Below are 25234 nucleotides of genomic sequence, written 5' to 3'. Positions count from 1 at the left end.
GGGGAGGGGGAAGAACTGTCCGTTTTCCAGAAGAAGAGTTCTAACCCGCTGGGAAATGCCCTTCTTTTTACAGTTCAGAAACACCCCCTCTCGTTCTTCAACATTGATTCCATGCGCTTTCGAAATTCAGGTTTACTTTTTACGTACAGGAGTAGCTTCACCAGTCCACTGTATCTTCTTTCATACCATGCCGATACCTATACTCTGGATCACTGCCGCTCCAAGCTCCAAGCAGTTTCCGTGGTCTTCACCCATAGTCTCGAGGTTCGACTTCCTCTTCTCCCACTTGCGAGGCCTTTTTGACGAAGCAGCAGAATTCACTTTATGTTCCGGCCTGGTAATGCTCGCCCTATCTCCGACAAGCACTTTCGTCGATGCGCTTCTGTGCACGGATTTCGACGTGCGCAAGCACCCCAACTCCTGTCGCAACCGGACTTTGGCTAGAAGATGCGTGCCCTTCTGGGCACACAAAACTAGAAAAATTTCGAATTCTCCTACAACCTGAAGTCGTGCTCAGGCGTTATTATCTATGTAAACCATTTCATTTAAGTGGGAAGGGTGTATTCTGTGAGAGTTTGGAGACATGCAGTAGTGATTTGTATCATGCTGGTAGTTGCGGTCGTTACAACACCCGGCACATCGATGGCTTCCGTAAAGATGGAGCCGCTTGCCCGCACAGCACCGCCGCCGGTCGAATTTAAGATTCAAGGATCTTTCGACCCTTCCAACTCCTATCTCGATCAGGGCACGGCTACGATCAGTGACAATGGCAATCAGACGGTAAAGATTAGCGTCATTACCGAAGCCAAGTCCAGCGTTGCCTCCATCGGCGGAACCGTCTATCTGCAGAAATGGACAGGCACCCAGTGGATCAACGTAGGCTCCGCTTCGACAATCAGCGCTTCCAACGACTGGTATTTCTCGGGCGAGGTCGTGAAACCCGCCGAGCAGGGGTATTACTTCAGAGCGCGGGTCGTGCATTGGATTAACCACAACGGCGTGTACGAGCAAGGGGAAACGACTAGCGACAGCAGACTTGTTTCTTGAAATCAAAGGAGGGGCAGCCGCCCCTCCTCTTTTGTCTACTTCATCTTTCTGGCGATCTCCAAAATTTCACCCTTCGTCAAATCGCCGGATATGGAGATATACAAGTTCTTGTACAAATACTCCAAACTGCTTTTGCCCGTATCCGTTGCAACGAGGAAAGCTTTAGATCCGTTTACCTCTACCTCTTCAACCGTATGGGTATCTTTACCGGCAACCGATGTCATCGTCTCATTCGACTCCAGGAGGCGAAGCATGACTCGAAATCGTTTACTAGCGCCATCTACATACAATAATACGGCTTCCGTCGATTGGGTTTGAGCGGCTTTAAAAAGCAAACGGCTCTCCGACAGTACAAATCCGTCCGGTACGTGATCGAACTTAACGTGGGGAAAGGCAAGAAGCGGCGCCGCCTCTTCCCAATTGTCCAGTTTTTTGCTTGTTTTCACTTCCGATGAAAGATCGGTCCCCGCCGGCGCGGCGGTTTCCGGTTTGGGCGGGCTGGTTTTCGGTTTCGTCGTCTCGATCGGCTTTACCCCGAAAATGAGGCTCACGACATCCGACTGGATCGTTTTGATCGACTGAAAAAAAGGATTAAACGCATTGGTGACCGGAGGCGAACCGAAAATCATCGCTCCCAGCACAAACGAAGCCGCTACGTAAGGGACGACTTTCAATCGTTGGATTCTTCGGCGACGGCGTTGCAGTAAACGCTCGACCTTCTCCCACGACGGCGTCGGGTCCGGTATGGCGGTATGCGTGCTGGCGGCTGCATCGAAGGCTTGATCAAATAGTTTGTCAAATTCGTTCTGGTTCACCTCAGACACCCCAATCCTTGGAAAATCGTTTCTTGATCAGCTCTCTTGCCCGGTGCAGCTTATATTTGACCGTCTGCTCGTTGGTAGCCAGGACATCGGCAATTTCCTTGTAACTCATCGACTGCTTCCACCTGAGCTCGATCAGAACGCGGTACTCCGGCTTCAGCTCTTGCAGGCATTTATCTACGGCTTCCGTCATCGCTTTCAGCTCCACCTCTTGTTCGATCGTCCCCGCGACGGTAGCATAACTGATGCTGTCATGAATAAATACACTTTCAACATCGACTTCGTTACGAACTTTTTTATGTTTTCGCAAATAATTAAACGTACAATTTTTGACAACGACCCGAATCCATGCTTTCAACCGGTCCTCTTCGTCAAAATCCGGTACATGTTTGATCACTTTCAGGAACGCTTCCTGGATGACATCTTCCGTACCGGCATGTTCTTTGACCATGAACAAGATCGCCCCGTACATCAGTTTATAAAACTCCATGTACACTTCCTTTTGGGCTTCGGCGGTCAGCGCGCCGTAATTACAGGTAAGCAAAAGACTTATTTTACTTGGCATAAGCCCAGGTATCCCCCCAGGAATCCATGTTAATTATTCTCTCTGCATACGGACTCTTCCATTTCTCTCGATTATAACGTATATGCCGGGCAGAATGTACCTTTTACTAGTTTTCCTTGCGTTTGGGGAAAATGGGATGGACCGGGCAAACGATGCTGTATCCCCGCAAAGGCAGCAACCGGACTGGAGGTAAGGCAAAGGATCGAACTAATTATAGGTTTTTCCTATAGTAAAAATAAGATATTAGAATTTCCAATTATAAACCTCTCTATGGTACGATCCAGAAAAAGGGAAGGGGAGCAAACCATGAATGTCGTTTGTGCCGCTGGAGGACTGATTGTCCGGAACCATAACGTGCTGCTTGTAAAAACAACGTATGGCGCTAACCGGGGATTATGGATGATTCCCGGGGGATTGGTCGAGCCCGGAGAGACGTTCGAGATGGCCGCCATTCGGGAAGTGTACGAGGAAACCGGGATTACAGCTCAGCCGCGAAGACTGATAGCCGTCAGATCCGGCATCAAAGAAACGGCAGTCCGGTCCGCTCCGCCCGATCCTGCCGCATGCGGCTCCCCGCGCCCCGAGCAAAGCGAGCATGGCGTCTATCTCGTCTATGAAATGGAGCCGATTCCCGGCACCCCCGAAGCAGACGGCTTGGAAATAGCCGAAGCCCGGTATCGCCCTATAGACGAGGTGCTGGACGATCCGGAGGTGGTCGGCTTGTCGCGGCAGATCATTCACGATTACGTGCATTCGGCGCCTGCTTCAGGACTAACCAAGGTCCGGACCGCGATTCGGGCAAACCAGCAGTATGCGTTGTATGAGGTGTATACGTTAGCTTAAGAGGATCATGCCTGCATGCTATATCGGTGCAAAAAAGAGCTCCTGCGGCAGCGAATGCCTCAGCGGCCGCTGCCGCAAGCTCGCAATCTGCAAAATCCGCACTACTCACCCAGTCCCGGATAACTCCGGACATAACTTAGAAACCGCTTGGCGGCAGGGGATGCGTGTTTCATGGAGCTGACGGCGATGCCGAGTGTACGGTAGCTCGGCTCCTCCAGCGGAAGCAGCCGGATGTTGCGGGTCTGCCCCCGCAGCACAAGCTCGGGACGGATGCTGATGCCGAGTCCCTTCTCGACCATCGCCATGATCGCGTAATCGTCGCCTACCGTATATTTGATATTCGGCTGCACGGAGGCTTTGGTCAGCACCCGATTGACATCGTCGTCCGAGCCTCTGCTCGGCATAATGAACGGCTCCTTCTCGAGCTGGGCAAACTTCACGGCCGGCTGGCCGCTCAGCGGATGATCCGCCGGCAGCAATACGAGCATCTGATCTTGCTGCAGCGGGATGACCTCAAAGCTGTCCCAGGTCGGCAGCGACAAAAACCCGCAATCCACCTTCCCCTCCTGAATCCACTCCTCAATCTGACGATAATCGCCTTCGACCAGATTAAATTCGATATTCGGATAGTCCAGCTGAAAATCTTTAATAATGCCCGGCAGCCAGTGAACCGCCACGCTCGTAAACGTGCCGATGTGAATCGTGCCCAGCTCGATCCCCTGTATCGAGGCGACTTCCTGCTCCAGATGTTCGTTCCATCTCAACACTTCGCGCAGCGTTTGGAAGATCCGTTCTCCATTTGTCGTCAGTTTGACACCTGAACGGCTTCGGGTGACGAGCATAAAGCCGAACTCTTCTTCAAGACTGTTAATCGCGTGGCTGACCCCGGATTGGGTGAACCCCAGCACATCCGCCGCTTTGGTCAAACTTCCGAGCTCGACCGCTTTCACCAATACCTTGTATTTGTTAATGCTCAAGCGTACGCCTCCCGCCACCATTTTACATAAGTTTTTCTCATGCTATAAATAAGAAACATTCGTTTTACTTGTTTTTCACCGACTAGTATACTGGATTTGGTTTTGGAATTGAAGGAGGCGCAGCATGAAACCGCTAAAAGCCGAATTGTTGATCGTATTCGTCACCGTTTGTTGGGGGGCGTCTTATTTGTTTATGAAGATGGGGCTCGATTCGCTGGGGGAGTTTAATTTGATCGCTCTTCGCTTCGGAATCGCCTTTCTTCTGGCGGCGGCAATCTTTGGCCGACGATTGCTGAAGGTGAATATGCATACCGTAGGGTATGCCATGCTGCTAGGGTTCTTATTGTTTCTTGTGTTCACCCCGATCATGTTTGGCTTACATACGACCACAACGTCCAACGCGGGCTTTCTGGTCAGCCTGACCGTCGTATTCGTTCCTTTGATCAGCACCCTCGTATTCAGAAAAAAAATCGAGCTGAGCCTGATCCTCAGCGTTGTAGTTGCCATAACCGGAATTGCCTTGCTTACCGTTCAGCCGCCTTTCGCGATGACGGCGGGCGACCTCCTATGCATGGCGGCGGCCTTTATGTATGCGATCCATATTATGGTCGTCAGCATCGCCGCGCAGAAAGTCGATACGCTGAACCTCGGCATTTTGCAGCTTGGCTTTGCGGGCTTGTACGGCCTCATCTTCTCTCTGCTATTTGAAACGCCTTCGCTTCCGGGATCGCCCGGCGGTTGGGCGGCCATCCTCATGCTCAGCGTCGTATGCAGCGCCTTGGGGTATATCCTGCAGACCGTTGCCCAGAAATACATCTCCCCCACCCGAACCGGGCTGCTGTTCGCCTTGGAGCCGGTTTTCGCCGCTGCGATCGGGTATTGGTTTGCAGGGGAACAGTTGTCGACCAAAGGATACATAGGCGCCGCTCTTGTGCTGCTCAGCATCGTCCTGTCCACGGTGAAAAAGCAGCCTGAACGGCCGATTGCAGCCAAAAGAACCCGAAGGATGAGGGGAGCCGCCCGTACAGAACCCGCCCGGGTAACGGCCCACGATGCAGATTGCAGACCGGACGGGATGCCGGGATAAGCAGGAACGCGGGGAGGATACGGTGAATTCCATAGCTAGGCGTCAAACGGGAAGAAATGGCGCCGCTCGCGGTTGTCGCGCGAAGCCGATCCGGAATGGAGCGGCAGCCGTGTATAGCGATGAGGGAGGCTGCAGCGATGATTTACATTCTGCGACATGGGCAGACGGATTTGAACAAGGAAGGCCGGCTGCAAGGCCGACGAGGGATGCCTTTAAACGAAACCGGCGTCCGGCAAGCGGAAGCGCTCAAGGAACGGCTGCAGGACGTTACCTTCCACCAGGTCTTTTCCTCTCCGCAGGAAAGGGCTGTCCAGACCGCAGAGATCGCCACCGGCAAACAAGCGATTGTGGATGCCAGACTTGACGTGTTTGATCTGGGAGAAGCGGACCTGCTCAAGAGAAGCGACGTCCGGATGGCCGGAATGGTGCCGGACCCCGCCGTCTATACAGGCGTTGAAGACGTTCGTGGCTTCCTGCACAGAATTTACGATTTCATGCACGAGCTCGAAGCCGAGTACGGCGGCAAACAAGTCAATCTGTTATTGTCCGGGCACCGATGTACGACCGGCTGCATTGGCGCTTATTTCGAAGGCTTGCCGGAAGACGGCAACATCTTTCGCTTGTCCTCAGGCAACGGCGAATACAAAGTATACGAGTTCCGTTCGGCGAAAAAATGAGTGTACACGACGAATGACCATACCGGATTCATGCAAAGACGCCTCCGATCCCACGGCTAACGCGGGATGGAAGACGTCTTTTTTGAACGATTCAGAGGAGTTCGCATTCTGAACCCAGAAAGCAACCTCTTGTGGAGGGTCGACTTTCTGAGCTGCTTCAAGCGGGGAGGAGGGGACCGAATAAGAGCGGTTTGTACCCTTTATTTCGTCCGAAAACCGGCTGGGACACGGAATAAGAGCGGTTTGGGACTGCTAATATCCGCGAAAAAGCTGCCGCCCCCACCAGTTGGTTGAAATAAGAGGTGCAAACCGCCTCTATTCGGTTTCGTTTGCCGAAAAGAGCAAAAATAGGAGGTGCCAAAGACTCCTATTTTGTTCAGAGCCCGTGTGTCTACGTTTCCCGCGTACATACATTTCCCCGTGTGCATCCGTTTTGGCGAAGGCGAACACAATCCGCTCGCAAGAAAGAGATTCACGGGCCTCATTTGAAGATGGAGTTGGCTCCCCACAAACCCTCATCAACGAGCGGCTACTGAGCAAAGCGAAGCCCTCCCTCCCCCTTCCTTCCACGCACAAACATCCAGATTTGCACGTCAAAGGGGTGCTGTCTCAAAAGTCATTCTGCGATGCTACAAGTCCCGCCCAGAACCGATTTTCCTCGAGAAAAAGGACCTCAGCCTCCACGTTACCGCGGAAATTGAGGTCCTTTCGTTTGAAATGGGCACCTTTCTCTGTCACCCGAACCTTTTGGGGTAGCCCTTCTTCTTGCGTGCATGCTCCTCCCAAAGCGTGAACGGACTGCCAGACCGGGCGGGCCGGGCGGAACCGGAGGAACCGCTGCAAGCAAACTCCCCGGCCGGCACCGGGCTGACGCTCCGCCGCCCTAATACACAAGCGAGCGGAAATTCCGCACCGTATGGAACGTGATCAGGTTGCCGTTGTGAGCATCGCGTGCGCGGACGTCCCCGGAGCGGCTGGCTACATGAAGATCGTCGCCGTCGATCGCCATGCTCGCATAATGGCGCGACTGTCTCGGAGAAGCGCCCGCCGCTACAAGCGCGGCGAAGCACCAGTCGACGCAGTTTTTGGAGAAATGCAGCTGCAGCCGGTGCCGCTCGTTGTTCGGCAGGTCGAACCGTTCCGCCGGTAGCCGCTCCTTGCGGGTCATGCTGTCGGTCGATTGCGAACTGAGCAGCCAATACAGCTTCGTCTGTTCGTCGTACAAGATGTGAAACTTCATTTGCCCGCCCGGACACGGTACGAATACCGCCTTTTTGCCCGACGGCGTCGTCTCGAGTTTCGTCGTCATCGAGCCGTCCTCGTGCTCCACCACTTTGGCGATCGCGGCATATCCGGTGCCTCCGGTATGAGCTCTAGCCCACAGGTGGAACGTCTTGCCCGCCGGATCGTGCCAGTAATGGTCCGGATCGGTGAACTGGACAACGTTCGTCTCCAGCCAGCCGACCAGCGCGCAGTGAAGCTGTCCCTTTTCGTAATAGGGGGTTTCGGTGAAAAACGGCACACCGAAGTAATCTAGCCTTTCCGACGGAAACGCCTCGATCGCGGACAATCTGGATGCGAACGTCCAGCTGACCGGATCGGTCATGTCCGAGTCGACGCGCGCCCGCATCAGCACCGGCTCCATCTGGCTGACCGGCCAGACGGTCAGATCGTTCTCGCGGATGTTCTCCATAACCAGATACACGCTGCCGTTCGCATAATGTACGTTGCAGGGCGCCTGGTGCCAATCCCCCTCGGAGGTAAGCCGGGACGGCTCCGACCACGTCTGTCCCCCGTCCTCGGAACGAATAATCATAATCTGGACGCAATGCCCTATCACATACAGCTTACCGCCTGCGACAAAAGGCCGGGCATGCAGAAACGGGAAGTCGTGCGTATGCGTCCACGTACGACCTTTATCGTCGGAGACGTATATTTTTCCTTGTGCAATATACCCGTTACGCGATCCTTTCGGTCCCGGCAGGTCCGCGACTCCTTTCCCCCCGATATCCATCGTCAGCACGAGTCTTCCCGAAGGAAGCGCGATGACGGCAGGGGAATAAGCGTATACGTTCTGCGGGTCCGGCGATTCGTATACGGTGACGTAATCGTTAGCAGCCGGTCGAACCGGACTAGGAAATGTCGTTTGTGCCACGTGGCTACACCTCATCCTATGGATTCGGAAGCTGCGATGCGCAGCAGGGTTACGAGTGTACTTCGTCGATTCGCTTCAGCCGGCAGCTTATCCAGCTCCTCCCGACCTTCCTCTACCGCTTAAAACGGTCGTACCCGTTCTGCTTGATCTCCAGCAGCTCGACGAGCCCCATCTTCCTCAGCTCCTGTACATACGAGTCCCATTCGGCGTCAATACCGCCTTCCACGATCCATTTGGCTTCCATCCTGCGCACGTAGGTCATCACCTCGGTCTCCAGCACGCTCAGCCGCTTGTTCTCGCTTTCGGTCATGTACATCGTCGGGTAGACCCGTTCCTCCGGAGCAATATAAGGCTTGTATAACTCGTAGAACCGGTTGCGGTACAAGTCGCTTGCGCTCGGCTCCAGCTTCTGCAGCCACTCCTTCGAAGCCAGCAGAGGGATCGAGGTGGAGGGCGTCGTGGCGCCGATCCAGCTGCTCGTATCCTGCCCCTTCGGCGGGTTTACGATCTCGATCCGGCCGTCCGGCTTCTCCAGCAAATGGGTGCCGAACGGTCCGTATTTGAATTCCAGCACGCTCCTCGGCTCGTTCATCGTATCCACGAAACGCATCGTCGCTTCCGGATGTTTATTTTTGTTCGTAATCGAGAAATAGTTCAAAATGATCCGGTTGTCCTGCCGTCTCCAGATCCGGTCTCCGTCCGGCCCGATCAAGGCCGGGATCGCTTCATAGTCCTCCAGCCGCTCGTAGCCGAGCTCGTATACGCCGTTGAAGGAAGCGATCACCCCTACGACGTCGCGCTCGCTCCTCGTCTTGGACAGCAGCTGCTTGACGTCCTGCGTGAACGTCTCCCGGTCCAGCAGCCCTTCAGCGAACAGCCGGTGCAGATAGCGGACCGCATCCTTGTAGGCGTCCAGCACCGGCTCGAAGACGACCTTGCCGCCCGGGTCGACGGAAAATCCGGTTAAGGCGTCGATCAACCCGAACGAGCCGTACAGTTCGTAATAACCGTTGGTCGTCGTACCGTGCCGGAACGTGGCTGGAATCTCGTCGGCGAGGCCGTTGCCGTTCGGATCGTTTTCCTTAAACGCCTTCAGCGTCCGGTACAGCTCCTCGGTCGTCTGCGGGATCGGCAGCCCGAGCTTGTCGAGCCATTTCTTGTTGATCAAAAACGTATTGCGGTATTGAAAATGCTGCTGATCCTCGAACCACGGAATCGAATAAATATGGCCGTCCGGCGCGGTAGCCATCCGGCGGAGCATCGGATGCTGCTCCAGGATCCGCTTGATGTTCGGGGCGTAACGGTCGATCAAATCTTCAAGCGGGATAATGATCCCTTGGGAGCCGTAGTTGACCACGTCGACCAGGTTGAGCCCGGTAAAGAAAGCGTCCGGGTAATTGCCGCTCGCAAGCATCAAGTTTTTTTTCTCTTTCCAGCCTTCGGCCGGAATCTGCTCCCACTCCACTTGAATATTCGTTTTGTCCGTCAGCGCCTGCAGCGTAACCATCTCGTAGTAGTCCTTCTGATAATGCTGCCGGTATACCGGAATTTTGAGCTTGATCGGCCGGTCGACCACCGGCAGGCCCGTCTCGTTAAAGCCCGGATTGAAGCCCGAATCCGCGGATAGCAGCTCCGGCTTCTCTTCGCTGCAGCCGGCTGCGATCCAGACCGCCGCCAGCAATCCAAGCCCGAGCCCCGCCGCTTTTCTCCATGTCCGCTCCATGCGCCGCTCCCCCTTTTGTCTGGAATTCCTGTATGCAGCTCCCCGGTTATTTCTGATGCATCGTACGGAATTCCCCGGGAGTGACGCCTTCGGTTTCTTTGAATTTGCGGATAAAGCCGGACACGCTTCCGTAGCCGATCCGCTCGACCACTTCCTGCAGACTGTCCGCCCCCGCGCGCAGCAGCTCCTTGGCCTTCTCCATGCGCAGTGTCTGAATGTATTGGGACACGGTCTGGCCCGTCTGGTCTTTGAAATACCGGCTGAGGTACGAGGCGGACATGCCGAACTCGTCCGCGACCTGCTGCAGCGACAGCTGGCTCGAGCCGTAATGCTCGCTCAGATAAGCCATCATTTTGCCCGCCAGATCCGTATTGCCGCTCTCCTTGCGCTCCGCCACGATCCGGCAGATGTCCTCGGATATATGCTTCACGAGCGCGATCAGCTCTTCGACCGTCTCGAACTCGGACAGCGACCAGACGTCGGGATATTGCTCCGCCAGTTCTCCATCCGCCCACCGGAGCTCGCTCAGCATCGACAAAATGACATGAATCAGGTCGAAGCACATGCATTTGACCAGAAACAGCGGCAGCTGACGCTCCCGGATCGTGCCGATCATCGCTTCCAGGTACTGCTCGATCCGCCCCGCATCCCCTTGGTACATATACAGCCGGAGCTGATTCCAGTCGCCTTTGGAATAATCCTCGTGTGGAAGCTCTGTTTTCGGGACGATGTCGGAGAAAAAGAGCACTTGGCCGTAACCCGCGATCAGACGGTAATCGGCCGCACCGCACGCCTCAATGTACGACTTCCCGAGCTCGCTCCATGGGCCGTAGGCGGTACCGGCGCCGATCGTCAGGCCGGTCTGCCATTTGTCGCTTAAGGTACGGTGCGCATCGATCAGCAGCCGCTTATGCTCGACACCGTCCGGGTCGTCGGTTCCGAGGATGAAGATCAGGCTTGCGCCTTCGACGCTCTCCATCCCGTACGCTTCCGCCCCCTCCGGAAAGCTCGCCTCCAGATCGTCCAGCAATGTGGAACGAGCGGAGGGCTGCACCGCGAAGCTTCTCGGAAACTGCAGCACGGCTACCAGATGATAAGGCTTCGTCAGCCGCATATGCGCAAGCTCCAGCCGGCGGTTCAGCTCGGCCTGTTCCGGCAACCGGCCGCGAAGAAGCGTCAGCAGCGTGTAATGCTTCATCGCCGGTCTGCTGCTTGAGATGTTCCGGTTCAGCTCCTCGTTACTATCGGACATCAGCGACAGCGCCGACTGGATCGATTCGATCTCGCCGAGGCCGTCGAATTCGCGCTTCGCCTTGCTCTCGGCAAACCGCTGCAGCCTGCGGATCGGTTTGTAGCTGAGCTGCGTCGCGAAGAAGATCAGGACGCCGCCCAGCACGAATACGACCGATATCGCGTACAGCGTCCTTCGCTGGGCGAGCTTCACATTGTGGAGCACCGCTTCTTGATCGACCAGCGAGACATACGTCCAGCCAAGCCGCTCCGAGCGGACGTCGTAGACGAAATAATCGCGGTCGTGCAGCCGGACCGTCTTCGCCTGATCCGCAGCCGGCTCGCCGTAGCCGGCTTCCGCCAGCCGCTTCGCATCTTCGGCCGGGAAGCCGTGCGTCGATACGATCAGCTCGTTTTTTTCGTTCAGGATGAACGTATCGCCGGGGTCGTCTCCGAATTTTTTCTCCAGCAAGTTTTGGAAAGCGCTTTCTTTAAGCTGGAACACAACCGTTCCATAGGGCGTCGGATGATTCGGCGGCAGCGGCATCACGTACGTCACGATTCGCTCCCGGATTCCGCTGAAGCTGGTGACGTCTTCCGCTCCGCGCATATACGGATAGGTTGCCGTCTGCAGATCCCGGACGAAGCTGGGCGGACTCCATTTGTCATAAGCGACGATTTTATCGGTAAACGTATGAACGTCATACGTGCTGTAAGGCGTATACAGTGTATCGTGCCCGTGAAAGTACAGGAGCAGCTGGTCGATAAACTGGTTCGCGCTTACATAGTTGCGGAGCTGGGCGATCGTATTCAGCTCGGCGAACGGACTTTTCGTTACGTTGTAAGGCGTCAGATTCGTATTGCCCGCGATATGAAAGGCGATGTTGTTCAGCTCCGTCATATTGACGTCCACCGCATCCCTTACCTGCGTCAGCGCATTCATGTTACTCTTCGTCACTTCCCGTTCCAGCAGCTGGATGAAGAAGTTGTACGCGACGAGCCCGATGATCAGCACGGGAAGCAGCAATACGATCGAATACGAGACGATATACCGGTACAGCAGCTTGGAGTTCAGCTTCCCCCTTGCCATGACGTCCCCCTTTTCTATGCGAGGCATGGTCGCTTTACGCCATTATACCAGAACGGTGCGGGCTTGGAATATCCCCGAGTTGACCGGAAGAGGTTCCGCGTTCCGTAAACGCATGGCAGCAAGGACCAGATTGCCGGCAGTTCGAAAGAAAGAAGACGTGCGGACGCGCCGCCGGTCAGCCTGCGCGAGGCGGCCGGACGGGCGCGGAGGAGAGATGCTTGCAGCTGCAGACCTGCGGTTACTTGCTCTTTTGCTCCTGGACCATCTTGTTAATTTTCTCGTCCACGTCCCGCAGCGTCGAGTTCAAGTCCACTTGTCCCGTAAAATAAGGCTGCATGCTCGCATTAACGATGTTAAAAGCAAGCTGGTCCCAGTCGGTGCGATCGTACGGATCGGCGACACGCGTCGCGTAGATGGCGTTCAGATCGATCCCCGCTGCAAGCGGATTGCCTTCGAACAACGCGTTGCGTACGTCTTTGCTGACAAGCGGCGTAACGAAGCCCATCTTGCTGAGCGCTTTCTGCACGTCGTCAGACGCGTAGTGCATCGCGACCTTAAACGCCAGATCCTGCTGCTTCGACAGCTTGTTAACCGCCAGACCGCCGCCGAACAGCCCCGTACCGACGCCCGGCTTATCCGGAAATACCGGGTACGTGGTAATACCTACGTTGAACCCGCTTTGCGCCGCCTGCACGAAATCGGTGTCGGTCAGCATGACGATATGCGGATACATCGCGAGCGACCTCGTCTCCAGAAACGCCTTGCGTCCGTCCCCGTGCTTCGCCCCTTCCGGGAAGTTGCCGGAAACGCCGTAAATGTTTCCATACGTCTCGTACAGCGTCTTCCAGCCCAGCAGCGAGCCTACGACCGACTTTCCGGCCTTGTCGATGAACGGGAGCGACAGCTGCTTCTGCATCCGGTTCACGTTAAGACCTGCGTCCAGCCCGCGGTAAGCGACGCCTTGATCGGTGCGCGACAGCTTTTTGGACAGCTCGATCAGATCCTGCCACGTGCTGTTCGCCTTCGGATAAGGAACGCCGAATTTGTCGAACAAATCCTTATTGTAATGAAGCACGAACGGCTGGATCGAGAACGGGATGAGCAGCAGTTCATTTTTGTTCACCGAATACGAACGCACATCTTTAAGGACATGCGGGTCGAAACGGCTCAGATCGACCTTATACTTCGCCACAAGCGGATCGAGGTTCAACGCCAGGTCGAGGTTCGTCAGCTCCTGCAGGTTCGTGTACCCCTGGTCGAACAAATCCGGAGGCGTCGAGGCCAACTGATCCTGCAGCTTGATGTTCGTGCCGGCTTTCGTAAACGTCACGTTCGGGAAGTTTTTCTTCAGCAGGCTGCGATACTTCTGCTCGAACAGCTCGTCCGAGATCCCGGTCCGGATCACGATCTCGGCCTTCTCATCAGATGCGAACGGGTTCGCGGCCGCCGTTTCGGCTGCGGCAGGCGCCTTCGTGCCGGCCGACTCGGTGCCGCCCGGCTGGGCGCCGGAATTTCCCGCGTCGCTGCCGCAAGCGGCGAGCATGGGCGCTAGCAGGACGGCGGCGCCGACCGTTGTTAACCATTTCGGATTTGGATTCATGTTGCGTATCCCCCTTGATTCTGATCAATTGTGCGTAAGGCGCATCAGGCACGGCGAGCTTCCCGGAGCAAAACCGCGCCCGGCGCCTATCACGGCTCTAACGCTACAGGATGCGGAGGAATCACGAAATAACCGGTTGGCGTTTTCCATGTACGCCCGGTTACAACGGCGGTTTGCAGTTTATGATCGGGTGCACGGATCTTTACATTCGAGGGGGAAAAGGCTTGGACGGGCGGGGAAAACGCCGAATGCTCCCACGCCGCGCGAAGCTCCCGGCGCGCGGTGCGGCGGCTGCGGGTGACGATGGTCAAGCGCTGGAGCGGACTTGTGTTGTGCGGGAGCAGCGTATCTTCACCAAAACTGGAGAAGGCCCTTCGCTCTTGTCGAAGGGCCTTCAAAGTGGGATCGCGTGATGATCTAGGACTTGCTTACGTTAAGAAGCCGTCTTCCATATGCTAGGGTACTTTACCGGTAACGACTCGAAACCATTTCGAGCGCTTCCTTCTTACTTGGGATAGCATGGTTACCATCAACCTTTCGGATAGCTGAATCCTTATTCGGATCTGTTTTCCGCCGTTTGATTTGTAAAATCACCACTTCCCACTTGATTCTTATTACCCCGATCGAAGATTGCTGAAACACCGGGGTGCGAAATTGATTTGGCCGGCTGCCTGAAGCAGCGTTTCGGTTCGACCCGTTACATATAGAGAAGAACAGCCGCCATATCCCGAAACAGCCGCTTCCTTGTAGGAAAGCTTCCATACGACCATACGAAGCCTTTTGCCACGCGTAAGGCACTTCGTAAGGGTAGCTTTTCTTGCGAACAAAACAGATTTGGCTTTGCTGAAAACTTTACTTTTCTTCTTGGGGATTCACAAAATATTACATAAAAAATGCGGCGTACGGGCTCTACCACAAAATAGGGTCTTTGGCACCTTTTATTTTCGGCGTATGGGGAAAACGGAGGCGAATAGAGGCGGTTTGCACCTCTTATTTCAACCCACTGATGGGGTTTGTTGTCTTTTTGCGGATTTTAGCGGCTTCAAACCGCTCCTATTCGGTGCCCAAGCGGTCTTTCGGACAAAATAGAGGGTACAAACCGCTCTTAATCACTTCCGCCCCCGTTTGAAGCAGGGCAGAAAGCCGATCGGCCACTCACGATGAGCAGCTTGCGACATAGCTGACTCAACAAGTCAGGGAATCTCTTATCTGCCTGAGTATGGTGAAGAACATATCACCCTGATCAACGCTTATTTAAGAAAAACCGTCCGGATAAGCGTCCGGAAGGTCCTTTGACGTGCAAACCCATACGTTGCACGTGGAAGGGAATGGGTACCTTCACTCCAGCAGCTCGCCCTCAGTCGTGTTGTCTTCATGCGGTGGTATGGCTAACGAACCCAGCATTCGTTATCAGAGCCGAATGCGCACGTTTGAAATTGTAACGAATTCTTGTATTGTTATTTCCGCAAATCGGATCGTTTTTTTCCCCTTTCGGTTCGATAACGATTCCCGGATTCGTTAAGTCTGCAATAATGTCGTTTTTCAGCAATAAGCACGATCCGATTCGTTAGTCATAAGAAAAGCTTCTAAACGAAGCCTTAACCACGATGAATAACCCTGCGTAAGCGGAGGCTTTTCTGGTAAAGAATATTTCATTTTACCGCTTTACCGCTTTAGTAAACTTAAACATTCATTAACGTTAAAAAAAAGCGCCGCCCCCACCTACGGTGAGAAACCGGCGCTTTCCGCCCATGAATCCGGTATCCGGATCAGGATCGGCTTTATGGACCAACTGCTTATTCCGCTTCGTCTGCTTATACGCGGATATCGAGATTGCCGCCCAGATGGGGCTGAACGCTCTGCTGCATCATCTGGACCATCTGCGCTCCTTGCAGCTCGGCCGACTCCTTGGCTTTGCTGAGCATCATGATGCCGATCGCTTGCGGAAGACCGCTGCTGCTGAATTGCGAATACGCGGAATTTAAAGATATACCGCTCATATGGCATCCTCCCGTTGCATCCGACTTGTCCTTGTCCTCGAAATCGATCATATCATTTCCTTTCAGGCCGGACAATCCATAAATTTGCAGCCGATCTGACAACTGCCTTTCCTACCGGTTCAGCAAGACCTGTTCGAAATAAGCCCCGATTTTTGTTAAAATCGACATGAACATGAGGCAGCCGGAAGGAGCGGGAACGATGCACAGCGGACGCGGGTCACGACGATATAGCAGATGGAAAGCGCTCGCGGAAGAGATGTGGCGGCGGGTGCGCGAAGCGGTGCTGGACCGCCCGCTGCGGGCCGGAACCGTACTCGGCGGGCGTTATGCGATCGAGCGGGTGCTCGGGATCGGCAGCTACGGAATCAGCTATTTGTGCAAAGATAGGCGGATCGGGCAAAAGTGCGTGGTCAAGCAAGTGAGGCCAAGCCGGAGAAAGGGGGGAAAAGGGCTCCCGGTATTCGAGCGGGAGGCAGCCGTGCTGGCGGCGCTCGATCATCCCTGCGTGCCGAAGCTGCTGAACCGGTTTTCCGAACGCCGCAACCTGTTCCTGTGCATGGAATATATGCGGGGCCGCAATCTGGAGGACGCTTTGTTCGCGGACGGACGTACATTTACACTGCTGGACGCGCTGCGCGTCTCGCGCAGCATTACAGATATTCTCCGGTACGTTCACGGCAAAGGCTTCGTCCACCGCGACGTCCGCATCCCGAACATTATGATCCGGCTGGACGGGCAGCTCGCCTTGATCGACTTCGGCCTGGCCTGTCCGGTATCAGCCGGGGCCTCCCGAACCGACGCTCCCGACATGGAGGAGGGCGATTACTACCCGGAAGAAAAACGGATACGCCGCAAGCCCGTTTTTGCCAGCGATTTTTATGCGCTTGGACATTGTCTACTGTTTATGTTGTATGCCGACTTCGAGGAACAGCCCGGCCAGCCGGAGCGGGGCTGGGAAGAGGAACTGACGCTCCCTGACGGGGTGCGCCTGTTTATCCGGCGTCTGCTGCAAATCGAGCCGCCGTTTCCGGATCTGGAACCGCTGCGGCGCGAGCTTGACGAGCTGATTCGCGTGGAAGAGCAGAAGCAGTAGCGGAAGTAGTAGCAAGAAGTAGTAGAAAGATCTCAAACGAAGCAGTGGTGGAAGCAAAATACGAAGCAATAGAGGAAGCAGTAGAAGTAACAGGTATATACAAATCCACAATAGGTGCAGTAACAGGTACAGGTGCGGAAACAACAGCAGCGGCAAGAGCAGTAGCACAAAGTGCACCAGCCGTCTGACGGCCTTCTAAACTTATCCGCCCCTGGTAGAAAATCAACTTATCAAAGCCTTTTCCGAGGGCGAATGAACCTATACATGCCGCGGCTGCTCTCGGTGCAGGAACTCCCGGTTTGCTTTTCACGTAACACAATGAAGCTTTACCCCTTGATCGCTTCAAAAGTTTACACATTCTTTTATCGTAAACAGATTCCCGCACAGCAGCAGGACTGCACGAAGAGAGAGGGATAAGAGCTTTTAGCACGTCTTATTTTGGCTAGAAACGTAAATTGGGGGGAAATAGGAGCCTTTCGCACCTCTTAATTCGTCGGTTTTGCCCAGAATCGCGGAAAGTCGAGGGAATAAGAGCCGCTATCGTATCTTATTTTGTCCGCAGACAGCGACGCTCGGGAAATAAGAGTCTCTAACGTCTCTAATTAGGCCGAATGAAGGTGGAAGTAACCCAAAGGTTGGGCCAGGCGTGGTAAGTTGGGGATAAGAGCTTTTAGCACGTCTTAGATCGTTCAACGAAAAGACCGTTCCAAGCCTTCTTCACAGGCTAAACGGTCTTCGATCTTTGGCCTCCACGATTCTCCGAGGACCAATGTTCCTCCTCCCCCGCCCGTTTACACCAGCAGCCACCTCGCAAGCGCGCCGACCCACCAGGCGGCGGGCCAAAATATCGCCTGCGCCAGCAACGTGCCGCACAGACGCGAGAACATCATCAGGCCGAACATCCGGCCAAGCTTCGGTTTTTCTTTCGGGTCGGCCAGCGCCCGGTCGGTATGGATCGCGACCTGCGGATCGATAAACAGGGTCAGCAGAATCGTAGCCATTCCGTTGATCAGCCCCGACGATTGGGAGATTGCGACAAGATGGTCCGGGTCCATATAGGAAGCATACAGCGTGGACAACACGCCGATCGTATAGATCGCGGTAACCGTCATATTCAGCAGCAAAAACCGCTTCGGGATGCCATACAGCCTCAGGCTGCGCAGCATCGACCAGGTCGGCTTGCGAAAATGAGTTCGGGCCGACCGGAGCTTGTCCACCGTGACGCCGCTTACCAGCTTCGGGATCGAGCCTGCCACCTCCAGATGAACGACGGCTCGCGAAAACAGCCGCACGAACGACGGAAACAACGTAATGGCGATCAGCGTACCGAGCGTGGACGCCGCAATGATCAGCCTTAGCACCGTCTCCAGATCGAAGCCCGGGTCCTTTAATGCCTGATCGACCATCTTCCCGGTCAGCGGCGCTTGCGCCAGATTCGCGGTTCGGGCTACAAGCACGATCACTCCCGTGAGCGACAACGCGACGGCAAGCTTGCCCATCCGCACCCCGGCGAACCGGACCGCGTACGACAGCGTCTCCGCCGCATGAATCAGCACCGTCAGCAAACAAACGATCAGCAGACTCGTCATCATAGCCGCATCCCGCCCCCGTCAAGACGATCCACCGCCGCCATACCGGCTGCCTTCTGCTCCTGCGATCGTTCCCTTTTGATCCTTTTCCCAGACATGGACATCTTTCAATCGCTCCCCAGCGTTCAGACTTCTCCGCCTCGCCCAGATGTCACCCTGCATAGTAAAACCCCGCCTGCGAGAACGCCGCAACCGGCCGATGTCCGCCCTACATCATGGCATTACCCAGCATTAGCCAGCCTTCTCCTGCATGCCCCTCTTCCCCTTACCGCTTCACATCCGTTACGCACCGGAAGCCGATATTTCCCGACGAGCTGTCGGGCGTATTGGCATTACGCGCCGCTACACGGTACCGGTTGCAATACGATTTGTGGCACAAATACGACCCGCCCCGCATACTGCGCCGGTCGCCTTTAGCCGGCCCTTGCGGATTGTCCGCGGGACCTTCCTTGTAGTAGCTTGGGCTGAACCAGTCGGACACCCACTCCCAGACGTTGCCCGACACGTTGTACAAGCCGTAGCCGTTCGGCTCGAAAGACTTGGCCGGAGCCGTTCCGACGTAGCCGTCCCTGGCTGTATTTTTTTCCGGGAACGTTCCTTGCCAAATGTTGCACATATGGTTTCCGTCCGGCGTAAGCTCGTTGCCCCACGGGTAGGTGTTCCGGTCCAGTCCGCCGCGGGCCGCGTACTCCCATTCCGCTTCGGTCGGCAGCCGCTTGCCGGCCCATTTGCAATAGGCGGCGGCGTCGTTCCAGGTGACGTGTACAACCGGGTGATCCATCCGGTCCGAGATCGCCGAGCCCGGCCCTTCCGGCTGATTCCAGAAAGCGCCTTTCACCGCGAACCACCACGGCGTCCCCTGTACCTGTCCCATTAAAAATGGGGTAAGCCGCGGCGTCACAAACATATCGAATACATACGACCAGCCGAACTTCTCCGCTTCCGTCCGGTATCCCGTAGCCTCAGCAAACTCCGCAAACTGCCGGTTCGTCACCGTGCAGGCATCTATATAAAACGGGTTCAGATTTACTTCCCGAACCGGCCCTTCTCCGTCTGCCGGGAAACCGTCCTTGCCTGTATTGCCCATCCAGAACGTGCCTCCGGGAAGCAGAATCATCCCTTCCCGAGCCTTGTCCGTGCCAGCGGCATTCAGGTTTTCGGACGCTTGCGCTCCGCTGCCGGCCTCGGCTTCAACAGTTGACGAAACGTTTGCCGTCTCTTCGGCATTTGCCGGAGATGTCATCGCCGCCCGGCTTGTCGAACCGCAGCAGCTTCGTGGTTGTTCGGTCAATGGGATCCCCTCATTTCGCAAAGATGTCTATTCGCTCATTGTATATTACCGGCTGCAAAGCTTCAACGTTTCCGGACCGCTGGTAAAACCATCCGAATTCCGATTGCCCTCCGTCCCGGGGTTATCCAAATCTTAACATGACGTTAACACCCGCTTAACACAGTTATGGGACGATCGGTTTATGAACTTCTGATCACTACATACAAGGAGCTGCTGTTACAGACATGAAGAAAAAACTCGCAAGCTGTATGACCGGATTCGTACTTGCCGCCACTCTGGGAGCAACCTTATACGCTGCGCCTGCGCCTGCAGTCGGGTTCGAAGATATTCAGGCTTCCCCGTACCGGCAAGCGATCCTTGCTCTGCAGGAGAAGGGTGTCGTGGAACGCAGCGACAGCTTCCATCCGCAGCGTCTTCTGACCAAGGCGGAGGCGGCCGCGATGCTCGTACGCGCCTTGAAGCTGCCGCAAATTCATTCCCTGCCGGCCGAAGACCCGACCCTCAAAAAATCGTTCCGTTACGAAGATCCGCTCGGCGTGATTGACGATTCGTTCACGATGCCTTCGGCGCCCGATATTCATAGTCATTGGGGCTCGGCCTATATCGAGGGCGCCCTGAAAGTGCGCGCCGACGAATCCGACGGCGGGATGTACATGCCCGATCAAGCCATCTCCAAGTCCAAATGGATCGGGATGATCGTCCGCACCGTATATGGAGCCGAACAGCAAGTGAATATCGCGGATAAAGCCGAAGAGCTGGGCATCGCAACGAAGGAAGACGCGGCAAGCTCGGACTTGATCTCGCGGGAAGAAGCCGCAGTCATACTGGCCAAGCTGGTCGCCAACCCGAATTTCAAGGTTATTACCGTATTCGCCACCTCGGACATCCATTCCCATCTCGAGCCTTACAAGCCGAAGGACGCGAAGCGCGAAATCGGCGGACTGGCGCATATGAGCAAAATCATTAACGATACGCGCGCGATCCAGCCGAACACGCTTCTCGTAGACGGCGGCGACGCCCCGTACAATACGAACATCGGTAATCTGTTCGAGGGCAAATCTACGATCGACGTCATGAATGCGATGAAATACGATGCGATGGTGCTCGGCAATCACGACTTCGACTTTCCGTTTCACGTTCTGGAGAGCAATGCGAAGCGCGCCGACTTTCCGTTCTTATCGGCCAATACGTTGTACAAAGGAGCCAATCCCGAATTTTTGCAGTCTTATGTGATCAAAGAGCTCGACGGCATCAAGATCGGAATCGTCGGTATTACCGATGACGAGAGCCACTACTACACACATCCGAAAAATGTCGAAGGCGTCAGCTTTCAAAATGAATTCGAAGCGGCCCGTCAAACGGTGGACGCTGTGAAAGACCGGACCGACGTCGTCATTGCGCTGGCGCATATGCACGGCGACAACCCGGTGCTGCCGACCAAGGTCAGCGGCATCGACGTAGAGATCGGCGGGGGACAAGACGTGGTCGAATTTCCGCAGATTATCGGCGATACGTGGCTGATCTCTCCAGGCAAACATGCCGAGGTGCTGAATCAGATCAACCTGAACATGATGAACGGCAGCATGCTCGGCTTGAACTTCGCTCATATTTTCTTGACGGAAAATTTGGAGGAGGATGCGGCAGTTGCCTCGATTATCGATGAGTATCGCGGGCAATTGGATGGCAAGATGCAGGAAGTCGTCGGCAAGACCCGTGTGGCGCTGGACGGCGAACGGCAGACGGTACGCCTGAAGGAATCGAATCTGGGCAATGCAGTCGCCGACAGCCTGCGTGAGATGACGGGGGCGGACATCGCCTTGCAGAACGGCGGCGGCATCCGCGCGAGTATCAATGAAGGCGACATTACGCTGGAGAACGTGTACGCGGCTCTGCCGTTCGACAATACCGTCGTCATGGTCGAAGCCAGCGGCCAGACGGTGTGGGACGCGCTGGAGCACGGCGTGTCGTGGTACCCTAGCGCAGCCGGCGGATTTTTGCAAGTATCCGGCTTGAGCTATACGTTCGACGCCTCGAAGGAAGCCGGCTCGCGCCTCGTCGAAGTTACGGTTGACGGCCAGCCGATCGACCCGACGAAAATGTACAAAGTCGTAGCCAACGACTTCCTGACCGGAGGCGGCGACAAGTTCACGATGCTGAAGGACGAGACGAAGCTGCTGTCGAAGACGAAAAGCTACTTGCGGGACGCTTTCTACGAATATTTGCAAAAACACCCGACTGTTTCTCCGCAGCTGGAAGGACGTATCACCGTCTTGAATGCCGCTGCAGCGGAGTAGCAGGATCACCGGCTGAACCGGCGGCCTAACCGCCATTTCCGTCAGCCTTCCACAAGGAAGCACCGGTATCGCCCCCACGTGGGCCATATGCCGGTGTTTCCTTTATCCGCGCATGTCCATCCGCCATCCAGCGCAGTGCCCCGCTGCGACGCACAGATCAGATAGCCTCCCTGCGAACACCGGACGAAATGCGGCAACTGAACAGCTGAATCCCTTACTCTTCCGATAGGTCGAATAATAGACTCTCCTGCCGGAATATGGTATAACGAGTATGGTCGATGGGACTATATACCACTTATGTTAAGGGGAGGATGAGATTCATGGAGAATTCTATGTCAATCATAGCATTCGGACCGATTATTATGTTTCTGCTAATCAATGTTATTTTTTTCGCAATCGTAGCCGTAATCGTCAAAAGAGCCGCCAAACCGGACAAAATCATAGCCGAATTAAAGCTGGTCAAGATGCAACTGAGGGAATTGCAGGAGACGATTGTCAGAGATCAGGCTCCCCGGCAAGCGGAGGAACAGGAGACTGCCAGTCAGTAAGAAGTAAAACGGAAACATTTTTGTCCGGCCTGCCGGGCATGCGCAGCTTTTTGAAAATAGCGGTGTTTCAACTGTCGATTTTTTGGGTAATAGCGGATTATGCCGAATTCGAGCAGGCCAAAGATGCGGGATGCCGGCAAAAAAGGGCGCCCGCTTGCTTTGCCGCGCCCAGAAAATGTCGTCTTGTCCCGAATGTTGTAGGAAGCTGCGAATCGAGGTCTGGCAGACGCCTGTCGGATTTTATATACTGGACTGGAGAGTCTCTTTCATAATCCGTTACAGATCCGTACCCGTTTCTCCAGTTTGTTCGTTCGTGGGATTGATTTTGATTAGGAAATTGACTCTGTATCGACATACATAACGTCGTCATTATTCGACTATTCCAAGTAAGCGGAAGGTGAAACTTCATGAGCAGCTCGAAAGATTTTATGCACAATCAGCTAAAAAAATGGAAGGATGCCGCCAATCAGTTCATCGGACACGATCAGGACGGCACCCGGGAAATGCCCGATGATGCGAGCACAGCCGTAGAGCTCCAGCCCGAATACTACGAAAAGTGCCGGCAGCTCGCCGAAGCCCAGAATACGTCCGTTAGCGCCGTCGTTCATTACTTGCTGAAGCAGCAACTGCTGCTTCGAGGACAAGAGCGGATCGCCAAGGTGAATTCGCTGCAGATCGAAAACAATCCGCTGCTCGCCTTGGACGGACTGACCGGCCGCAGACAAAGCCGGGACGCGGAAACGGAGGTGGAGATTGATGAATTCGCATGATCAATCGTCCCCGGCCTATTCCGTCTTTCTCGATCAGTCCGCCTGGATGGCATTTATGAACCCGGAGGACCCTTATTATCTGAAAGCCCGTTCGCTGTTCTACGAACTTCACGACTTGGACCGGCCGCTGTCCACGACCAACTACGTCGTCTTCGAGACACATCAGTGGCTGCGCAACCATTTCGACTTCTCGGATGCGCAAATGTTTCTGAACACGGTGGACAAAGCCGAACAGATGGGCATTCTTACGATCATCCCCGGAGGCCCCGAGCTGGAGCGGGAAGCAAGGCGGCTGCTGACGGAGTATCAAGATTGCCGGTTCTCGCTGAACGAGGCGCTCACTGCGGTCGTGCTGCTGCACTACCGAATTCGGCGGATCTTCACCTTTAACCCGAACTATTCGTTCCTGTCCCGGCTGGACCGCGATATTAAAGTTTTGCCAAGCGTCTGGTGAATAAGAGCTGGAACAAACAGAGGCGTCCCATACGTGTGCGCATACACGGGAGACGCCCCTCCCAAGCGTTAGGACCCAATCTCCACTGCGTCGTGGAAGCTGAGGTCCTTTTCGCCGATCAGGCCGACGGCCTCTGTCGGGCCATCTGAGCCGCGCACTTACCTGGCCGTGAACACCGGCGGCATTTCGCCGATGAAGAAACGCCCGGCCACCTCATACGTATCCCCCGGCTTCACCGGATGATTGTGGTACACATGCGGATACAGCTTCTGCATCGTTTGGTCCCGGTGCTGCAGCCAGACGATCGGGCCGGCCGCTCTTCTGCCCGCCTCCCCGTAGCGGAACGTTTTGACGATATCGTCCACATTCATCGCCACCATAACGCCGGATTCTCCGTTCCCGCCTCCGGAAGTAGGAACGAAGGCATAACTGGACGCACGGTCGTCTTCGATCAGATTCGTTACGCTGCCGTCGGTTGCCGTGGCGTCGTACACATTCCCGTAACTGGTAACGAGCTTGCCGGCAAAAGAGCTCAATACGGGAAACATCATCCCGTACCCGGCCGTGATCGTCGCGTTTTGCAGCCAAGTGATTTTGGCTTGGATCGACACCCCGCCCTTGTCAGCGGTGAACAAGCTTTCGATATCAGCGACCGGATGTACCGGATCGTCCGGGAAAATCGCCTTCAGCCGCTGCTCGATCTTAACCGCCCCGACTGCCTGCAGCGGCTTGCCCGGCGTCCAATCGGTTATTTCCGTACCGTCGAAAGAAATGCGCTGCGATTCGGCGAACGCCGTACCGACGCCGCTGTGCTCCGGTATCCATTCGGCCTTGCGCGCCGCACCCTCCGGCAAGACGTTGAAGGCAAATTCCTTGTTGCTCCAAGGCTGCAGCGTGTCGAACAGCTTCACGATGCTTCCCTGTTCAAGCACGGATACGGCGCCGTTTTGCAGCTTGATAAAATCGTCTTGGTCGTCCTTCAGAAACGAGTAATGGGCGTAACGTCCCCCGTTAAACGGGATCAGCACCTCGATCCTGCGGTCCCCGGTCACTCTCGCGTACAGCGGACCGGCTGTCTCGTTATGCTCCTGCAGCGATTGGACGAAATCGTACCGCTCCGTGTCGGACGGCGTTATGGAACCTAAGGCGGACTTGCCGGTTATCGGTGAAACGGTATCCGTTCCGTCCGGCTTGCTTTCTCCTTCTCCGGTGTCGAAGCCTTCGTTCACGGCGAAACCGGGCGGCGGCGCATCGGCTTTCTGAATCGCGGCCAATCCCCGTATCGTCAGCACATAAGCCAGACATAGGGCGATTCCGGCTGCAGCGAGTCGAAACAAGTTCGACATCTCTTTCCCTCCCATCGATGTCTTCATCATACCC

Annotated in this window: 21 protein-coding genes; 10 read left to right on the top strand and 11 right to left on the bottom strand. The window is 55.3% G+C overall.

What is annotated here, in order from left to right; all coding sequences use genetic code 11:
* Both IDH45_RS34415 and IDH45_RS28865 read left to right on the top strand, forming a co-directional pair.
* On the top strand, positions 1-303 hold a 303-nt coding region (locus IDH45_RS34415), incomplete at its 5' end, for a hypothetical protein (protein WP_223837061.1).
* A 288-nt stretch (positions 304-591) separates the two neighbouring features.
* Positions 592-1047: a hypothetical protein gene (locus IDH45_RS28865; RefSeq protein WP_190931624.1), complete on the top strand. Its 456-nt coding sequence runs from the start codon at positions 592-594 to the stop codon at positions 1045-1047.
* Between the two features lie 35 nt (positions 1048-1082).
* On the opposite strand, the gene IDH45_RS28860 is transcribed toward IDH45_RS28865, so the two are convergent.
* Positions 1083-1862, bottom strand: a complete 780-nt coding sequence (locus IDH45_RS28860; protein ID WP_190931623.1) for a DUF4367 domain-containing protein — start codon at positions 1860-1862, stop codon at positions 1083-1085.
* Position 1863: 1 nt separating this feature from the next.
* Entirely contained in the window at positions 1864-2433 is a 570-nt protein-coding gene (locus tag IDH45_RS28855; RefSeq protein WP_190931622.1) for an RNA polymerase sigma factor, read from the bottom strand.
* Positions 2434-2739: 306 nt separating this feature from the next.
* Between IDH45_RS28855 and IDH45_RS28850 the strand changes: the two genes are divergently transcribed.
* Positions 2740-3276: an NUDIX domain-containing protein gene (locus IDH45_RS28850; protein WP_190931621.1), complete on the top strand. Its 537-nt coding sequence runs from the start codon at positions 2740-2742 to the stop codon at positions 3274-3276.
* A gap of 101 nt (positions 3277-3377) precedes the next feature.
* On the opposite strand, the gene IDH45_RS28845 is transcribed toward IDH45_RS28850, so the two are convergent.
* Positions 3378-4253, bottom strand: coding sequence for a LysR family transcriptional regulator (locus IDH45_RS28845; RefSeq protein WP_190931620.1), 876 nt, complete (start codon positions 4251-4253; stop codon positions 3378-3380).
* Positions 4254-4377: 124 nt separating this feature from the next.
* Here IDH45_RS28845 and IDH45_RS28840 point away from each other — a divergent pair, with 124 nt between their 5' ends.
* Both IDH45_RS28840 and IDH45_RS28835 read left to right on the top strand, forming a co-directional pair.
* Positions 4378-5340, top strand: a complete 963-nt coding sequence (locus tag IDH45_RS28840) for a DMT family transporter (protein ID WP_190931619.1) — start codon at positions 4378-4380, stop codon at positions 5338-5340.
* Positions 5341-5477: 137 nt separating this feature from the next.
* Positions 5478-6017, top strand: a complete 540-nt coding sequence (locus tag IDH45_RS28835) for a histidine phosphatase family protein (protein ID WP_190931618.1) — start codon at positions 5478-5480, stop codon at positions 6015-6017.
* 883 nt (positions 6018-6900) lie between these two features.
* On the opposite strand, the gene IDH45_RS28830 is transcribed toward IDH45_RS28835, so the two are convergent.
* From IDH45_RS28830 to IDH45_RS28810, 5 genes are all read right to left on the bottom strand, one after another.
* Entirely contained in the window at positions 6901-8172 is a 1272-nt protein-coding gene (locus IDH45_RS28830; protein ID WP_190931617.1) for a sialidase family protein, read from the bottom strand.
* A 112-nt stretch (positions 8173-8284) separates the two neighbouring features.
* Positions 8285-9895 (bottom strand): extracellular solute-binding protein, encoded by a 1611-nt coding sequence (locus IDH45_RS28825; protein ID WP_190931616.1) that lies wholly within the window; start codon positions 9893-9895, stop codon positions 8285-8287.
* A 46-nt stretch (positions 9896-9941) separates the two neighbouring features.
* Positions 9942-12215: a helix-turn-helix domain-containing protein gene (locus tag IDH45_RS28820; protein ID WP_190931615.1), complete on the bottom strand. Its 2274-nt coding sequence runs from the start codon at positions 12213-12215 to the stop codon at positions 9942-9944.
* 238 nt (positions 12216-12453) lie between these two features.
* Complete coding sequence (locus IDH45_RS28815; RefSeq protein WP_190931614.1) at positions 12454-13815, bottom strand: ABC transporter substrate-binding protein; 1362 nt, start codon at positions 13813-13815, stop codon at positions 12454-12456.
* Positions 13816-15629: 1814 nt separating this feature from the next.
* Complete coding sequence (locus IDH45_RS28810; RefSeq protein ID WP_190931613.1) at positions 15630-15815, bottom strand: YjfB family protein; 186 nt, start codon at positions 15813-15815, stop codon at positions 15630-15632.
* 199 nt (positions 15816-16014) lie between these two features.
* Between IDH45_RS28810 and IDH45_RS28805 the strand changes: the two genes are divergently transcribed.
* Positions 16015-16908, top strand: coding sequence for a serine/threonine protein kinase (locus IDH45_RS28805; RefSeq protein ID WP_190931612.1), 894 nt, complete (start codon positions 16015-16017; stop codon positions 16906-16908).
* A 791-nt stretch (positions 16909-17699) separates the two neighbouring features.
* On the opposite strand, the gene IDH45_RS28800 is transcribed toward IDH45_RS28805, so the two are convergent.
* Both IDH45_RS28800 and IDH45_RS28795 read right to left on the bottom strand, forming a co-directional pair.
* Positions 17700-18500, bottom strand: a complete 801-nt coding sequence (locus IDH45_RS28800) for a lipid II flippase Amj family protein (RefSeq protein ID WP_190931611.1) — start codon at positions 18498-18500, stop codon at positions 17700-17702.
* A gap of 262 nt (positions 18501-18762) precedes the next feature.
* The gene (locus tag IDH45_RS28795) at positions 18763-19788 is read right to left on the bottom strand and encodes a formylglycine-generating enzyme family protein (protein ID WP_223837059.1); all 1026 of its coding nucleotides are present in this window, start codon (positions 19786-19788) and stop codon (positions 18763-18765) included.
* Positions 19789-20012: 224 nt separating this feature from the next.
* Here IDH45_RS28795 and IDH45_RS28790 point away from each other — a divergent pair, with 224 nt between their 5' ends.
* The 4 genes from IDH45_RS28790 (at position 20013) to IDH45_RS28775 (ending at position 23854) form a co-directional block, all read left to right on the top strand.
* Positions 20013-22082, top strand: a complete 2070-nt coding sequence (locus IDH45_RS28790) for a bifunctional metallophosphatase/5'-nucleotidase (RefSeq protein WP_190931610.1) — start codon at positions 20013-20015, stop codon at positions 22080-22082.
* A gap of 320 nt (positions 22083-22402) precedes the next feature.
* Entirely contained in the window at positions 22403-22630 is a 228-nt protein-coding gene (locus IDH45_RS28785) for a hypothetical protein (RefSeq protein WP_190931609.1), read from the top strand.
* Between the two features lie 407 nt (positions 22631-23037).
* Positions 23038-23400, top strand: coding sequence for a hypothetical protein (locus tag IDH45_RS28780; protein WP_190931608.1), 363 nt, complete (start codon positions 23038-23040; stop codon positions 23398-23400).
* A complete protein-coding gene (locus IDH45_RS28775; RefSeq protein ID WP_190931607.1) occupies positions 23387-23854 on the top strand; it encodes a type II toxin-antitoxin system VapC family toxin in 468 nt (155 codons plus the stop codon). Before IDH45_RS28780 ends, IDH45_RS28775 begins: the two co-directional genes overlap by 14 nt.
* 158 nt (positions 23855-24012) lie before the next feature.
* On the opposite strand, the gene IDH45_RS28770 is transcribed toward IDH45_RS28775, so the two are convergent.
* Positions 24013-25200 (bottom strand): hypothetical protein, encoded by a 1188-nt coding sequence (locus IDH45_RS28770; protein WP_190931606.1) that lies wholly within the window; start codon positions 25198-25200, stop codon positions 24013-24015.
* Positions 25201-25234: the final 34 nt, after the last annotated feature.

The sequence above is a fragment of the Paenibacillus oceani genome (genome assembly GCF_014705615.1).
Classification (GTDB): Bacteria; Bacillota; Bacilli; order Paenibacillales; family NBRC-103111; genus Paenibacillus_AB; species Paenibacillus_AB oceani.
This window is presented reverse-complemented; position numbering and strand designations above follow the sequence as displayed.

Excerpts from the sequence above, each read along its gene's own strand:
- IDH45_RS28855 (WP_190931622.1), bottom strand. The coding sequence starts at position 2,433 with ATGCCAAGTAAAATAAGTCTTTTGCTTACCTGTAATTACGGCGCGCTG.
- IDH45_RS28850 (WP_190931621.1), top strand. The coding sequence starts at position 2,740 with ATGAATGTCGTTTGTGCCGCTGGAGGACTGATTGTCCGGAACCATAAC.
- IDH45_RS28840 (WP_190931619.1), top strand. The coding sequence starts at position 4,378 with ATGAAACCGCTAAAAGCCGAATTGTTGATCGTATTCGTCACCGTTTGT.
- IDH45_RS28835 (WP_190931618.1), top strand. The coding sequence starts at position 5,478 with ATGATTTACATTCTGCGACATGGGCAGACGGATTTGAACAAGGAAGGC.
- IDH45_RS28825 (WP_190931616.1), bottom strand. The coding sequence starts at position 9,895 with ATGGAGCGGACATGGAGAAAAGCGGCGGGGCTCGGGCTTGGATTGCTG.
- IDH45_RS28820 (WP_190931615.1), bottom strand. The coding sequence starts at position 12,215 with ATGGCAAGGGGGAAGCTGAACTCCAAGCTGCTGTACCGGTATATCGTC.
- IDH45_RS28815 (WP_190931614.1), bottom strand. The coding sequence starts at position 13,815 with ATGAATCCAAATCCGAAATGGTTAACAACGGTCGGCGCCGCCGTCCTG.
- IDH45_RS28810 (WP_190931613.1), bottom strand. The coding sequence starts at position 15,815 with ATGAGCGGTATATCTTTAAATTCCGCGTATTCGCAATTCAGCAGCAGC.
- IDH45_RS28805 (WP_190931612.1), top strand. The coding sequence starts at position 16,015 with ATGCACAGCGGACGCGGGTCACGACGATATAGCAGATGGAAAGCGCTC.
- IDH45_RS28800 (WP_190931611.1), bottom strand. The coding sequence starts at position 18,500 with ATGATGACGAGTCTGCTGATCGTTTGTTTGCTGACGGTGCTGATTCAT.
- IDH45_RS28790 (WP_190931610.1), top strand. The coding sequence starts at position 20,013 with ATGAAGAAAAAACTCGCAAGCTGTATGACCGGATTCGTACTTGCCGCC.
- IDH45_RS28785 (WP_190931609.1), top strand. The coding sequence starts at position 22,403 with ATGGAGAATTCTATGTCAATCATAGCATTCGGACCGATTATTATGTTT.
- IDH45_RS28780 (WP_190931608.1), top strand. The coding sequence starts at position 23,038 with ATGAGCAGCTCGAAAGATTTTATGCACAATCAGCTAAAAAAATGGAAG.
- IDH45_RS28775 (WP_190931607.1), top strand. The coding sequence starts at position 23,387 with ATGAATTCGCATGATCAATCGTCCCCGGCCTATTCCGTCTTTCTCGAT.
- IDH45_RS28770 (WP_190931606.1), bottom strand. The coding sequence starts at position 25,200 with ATGTCGAACTTGTTTCGACTCGCTGCAGCCGGAATCGCCCTATGTCTG.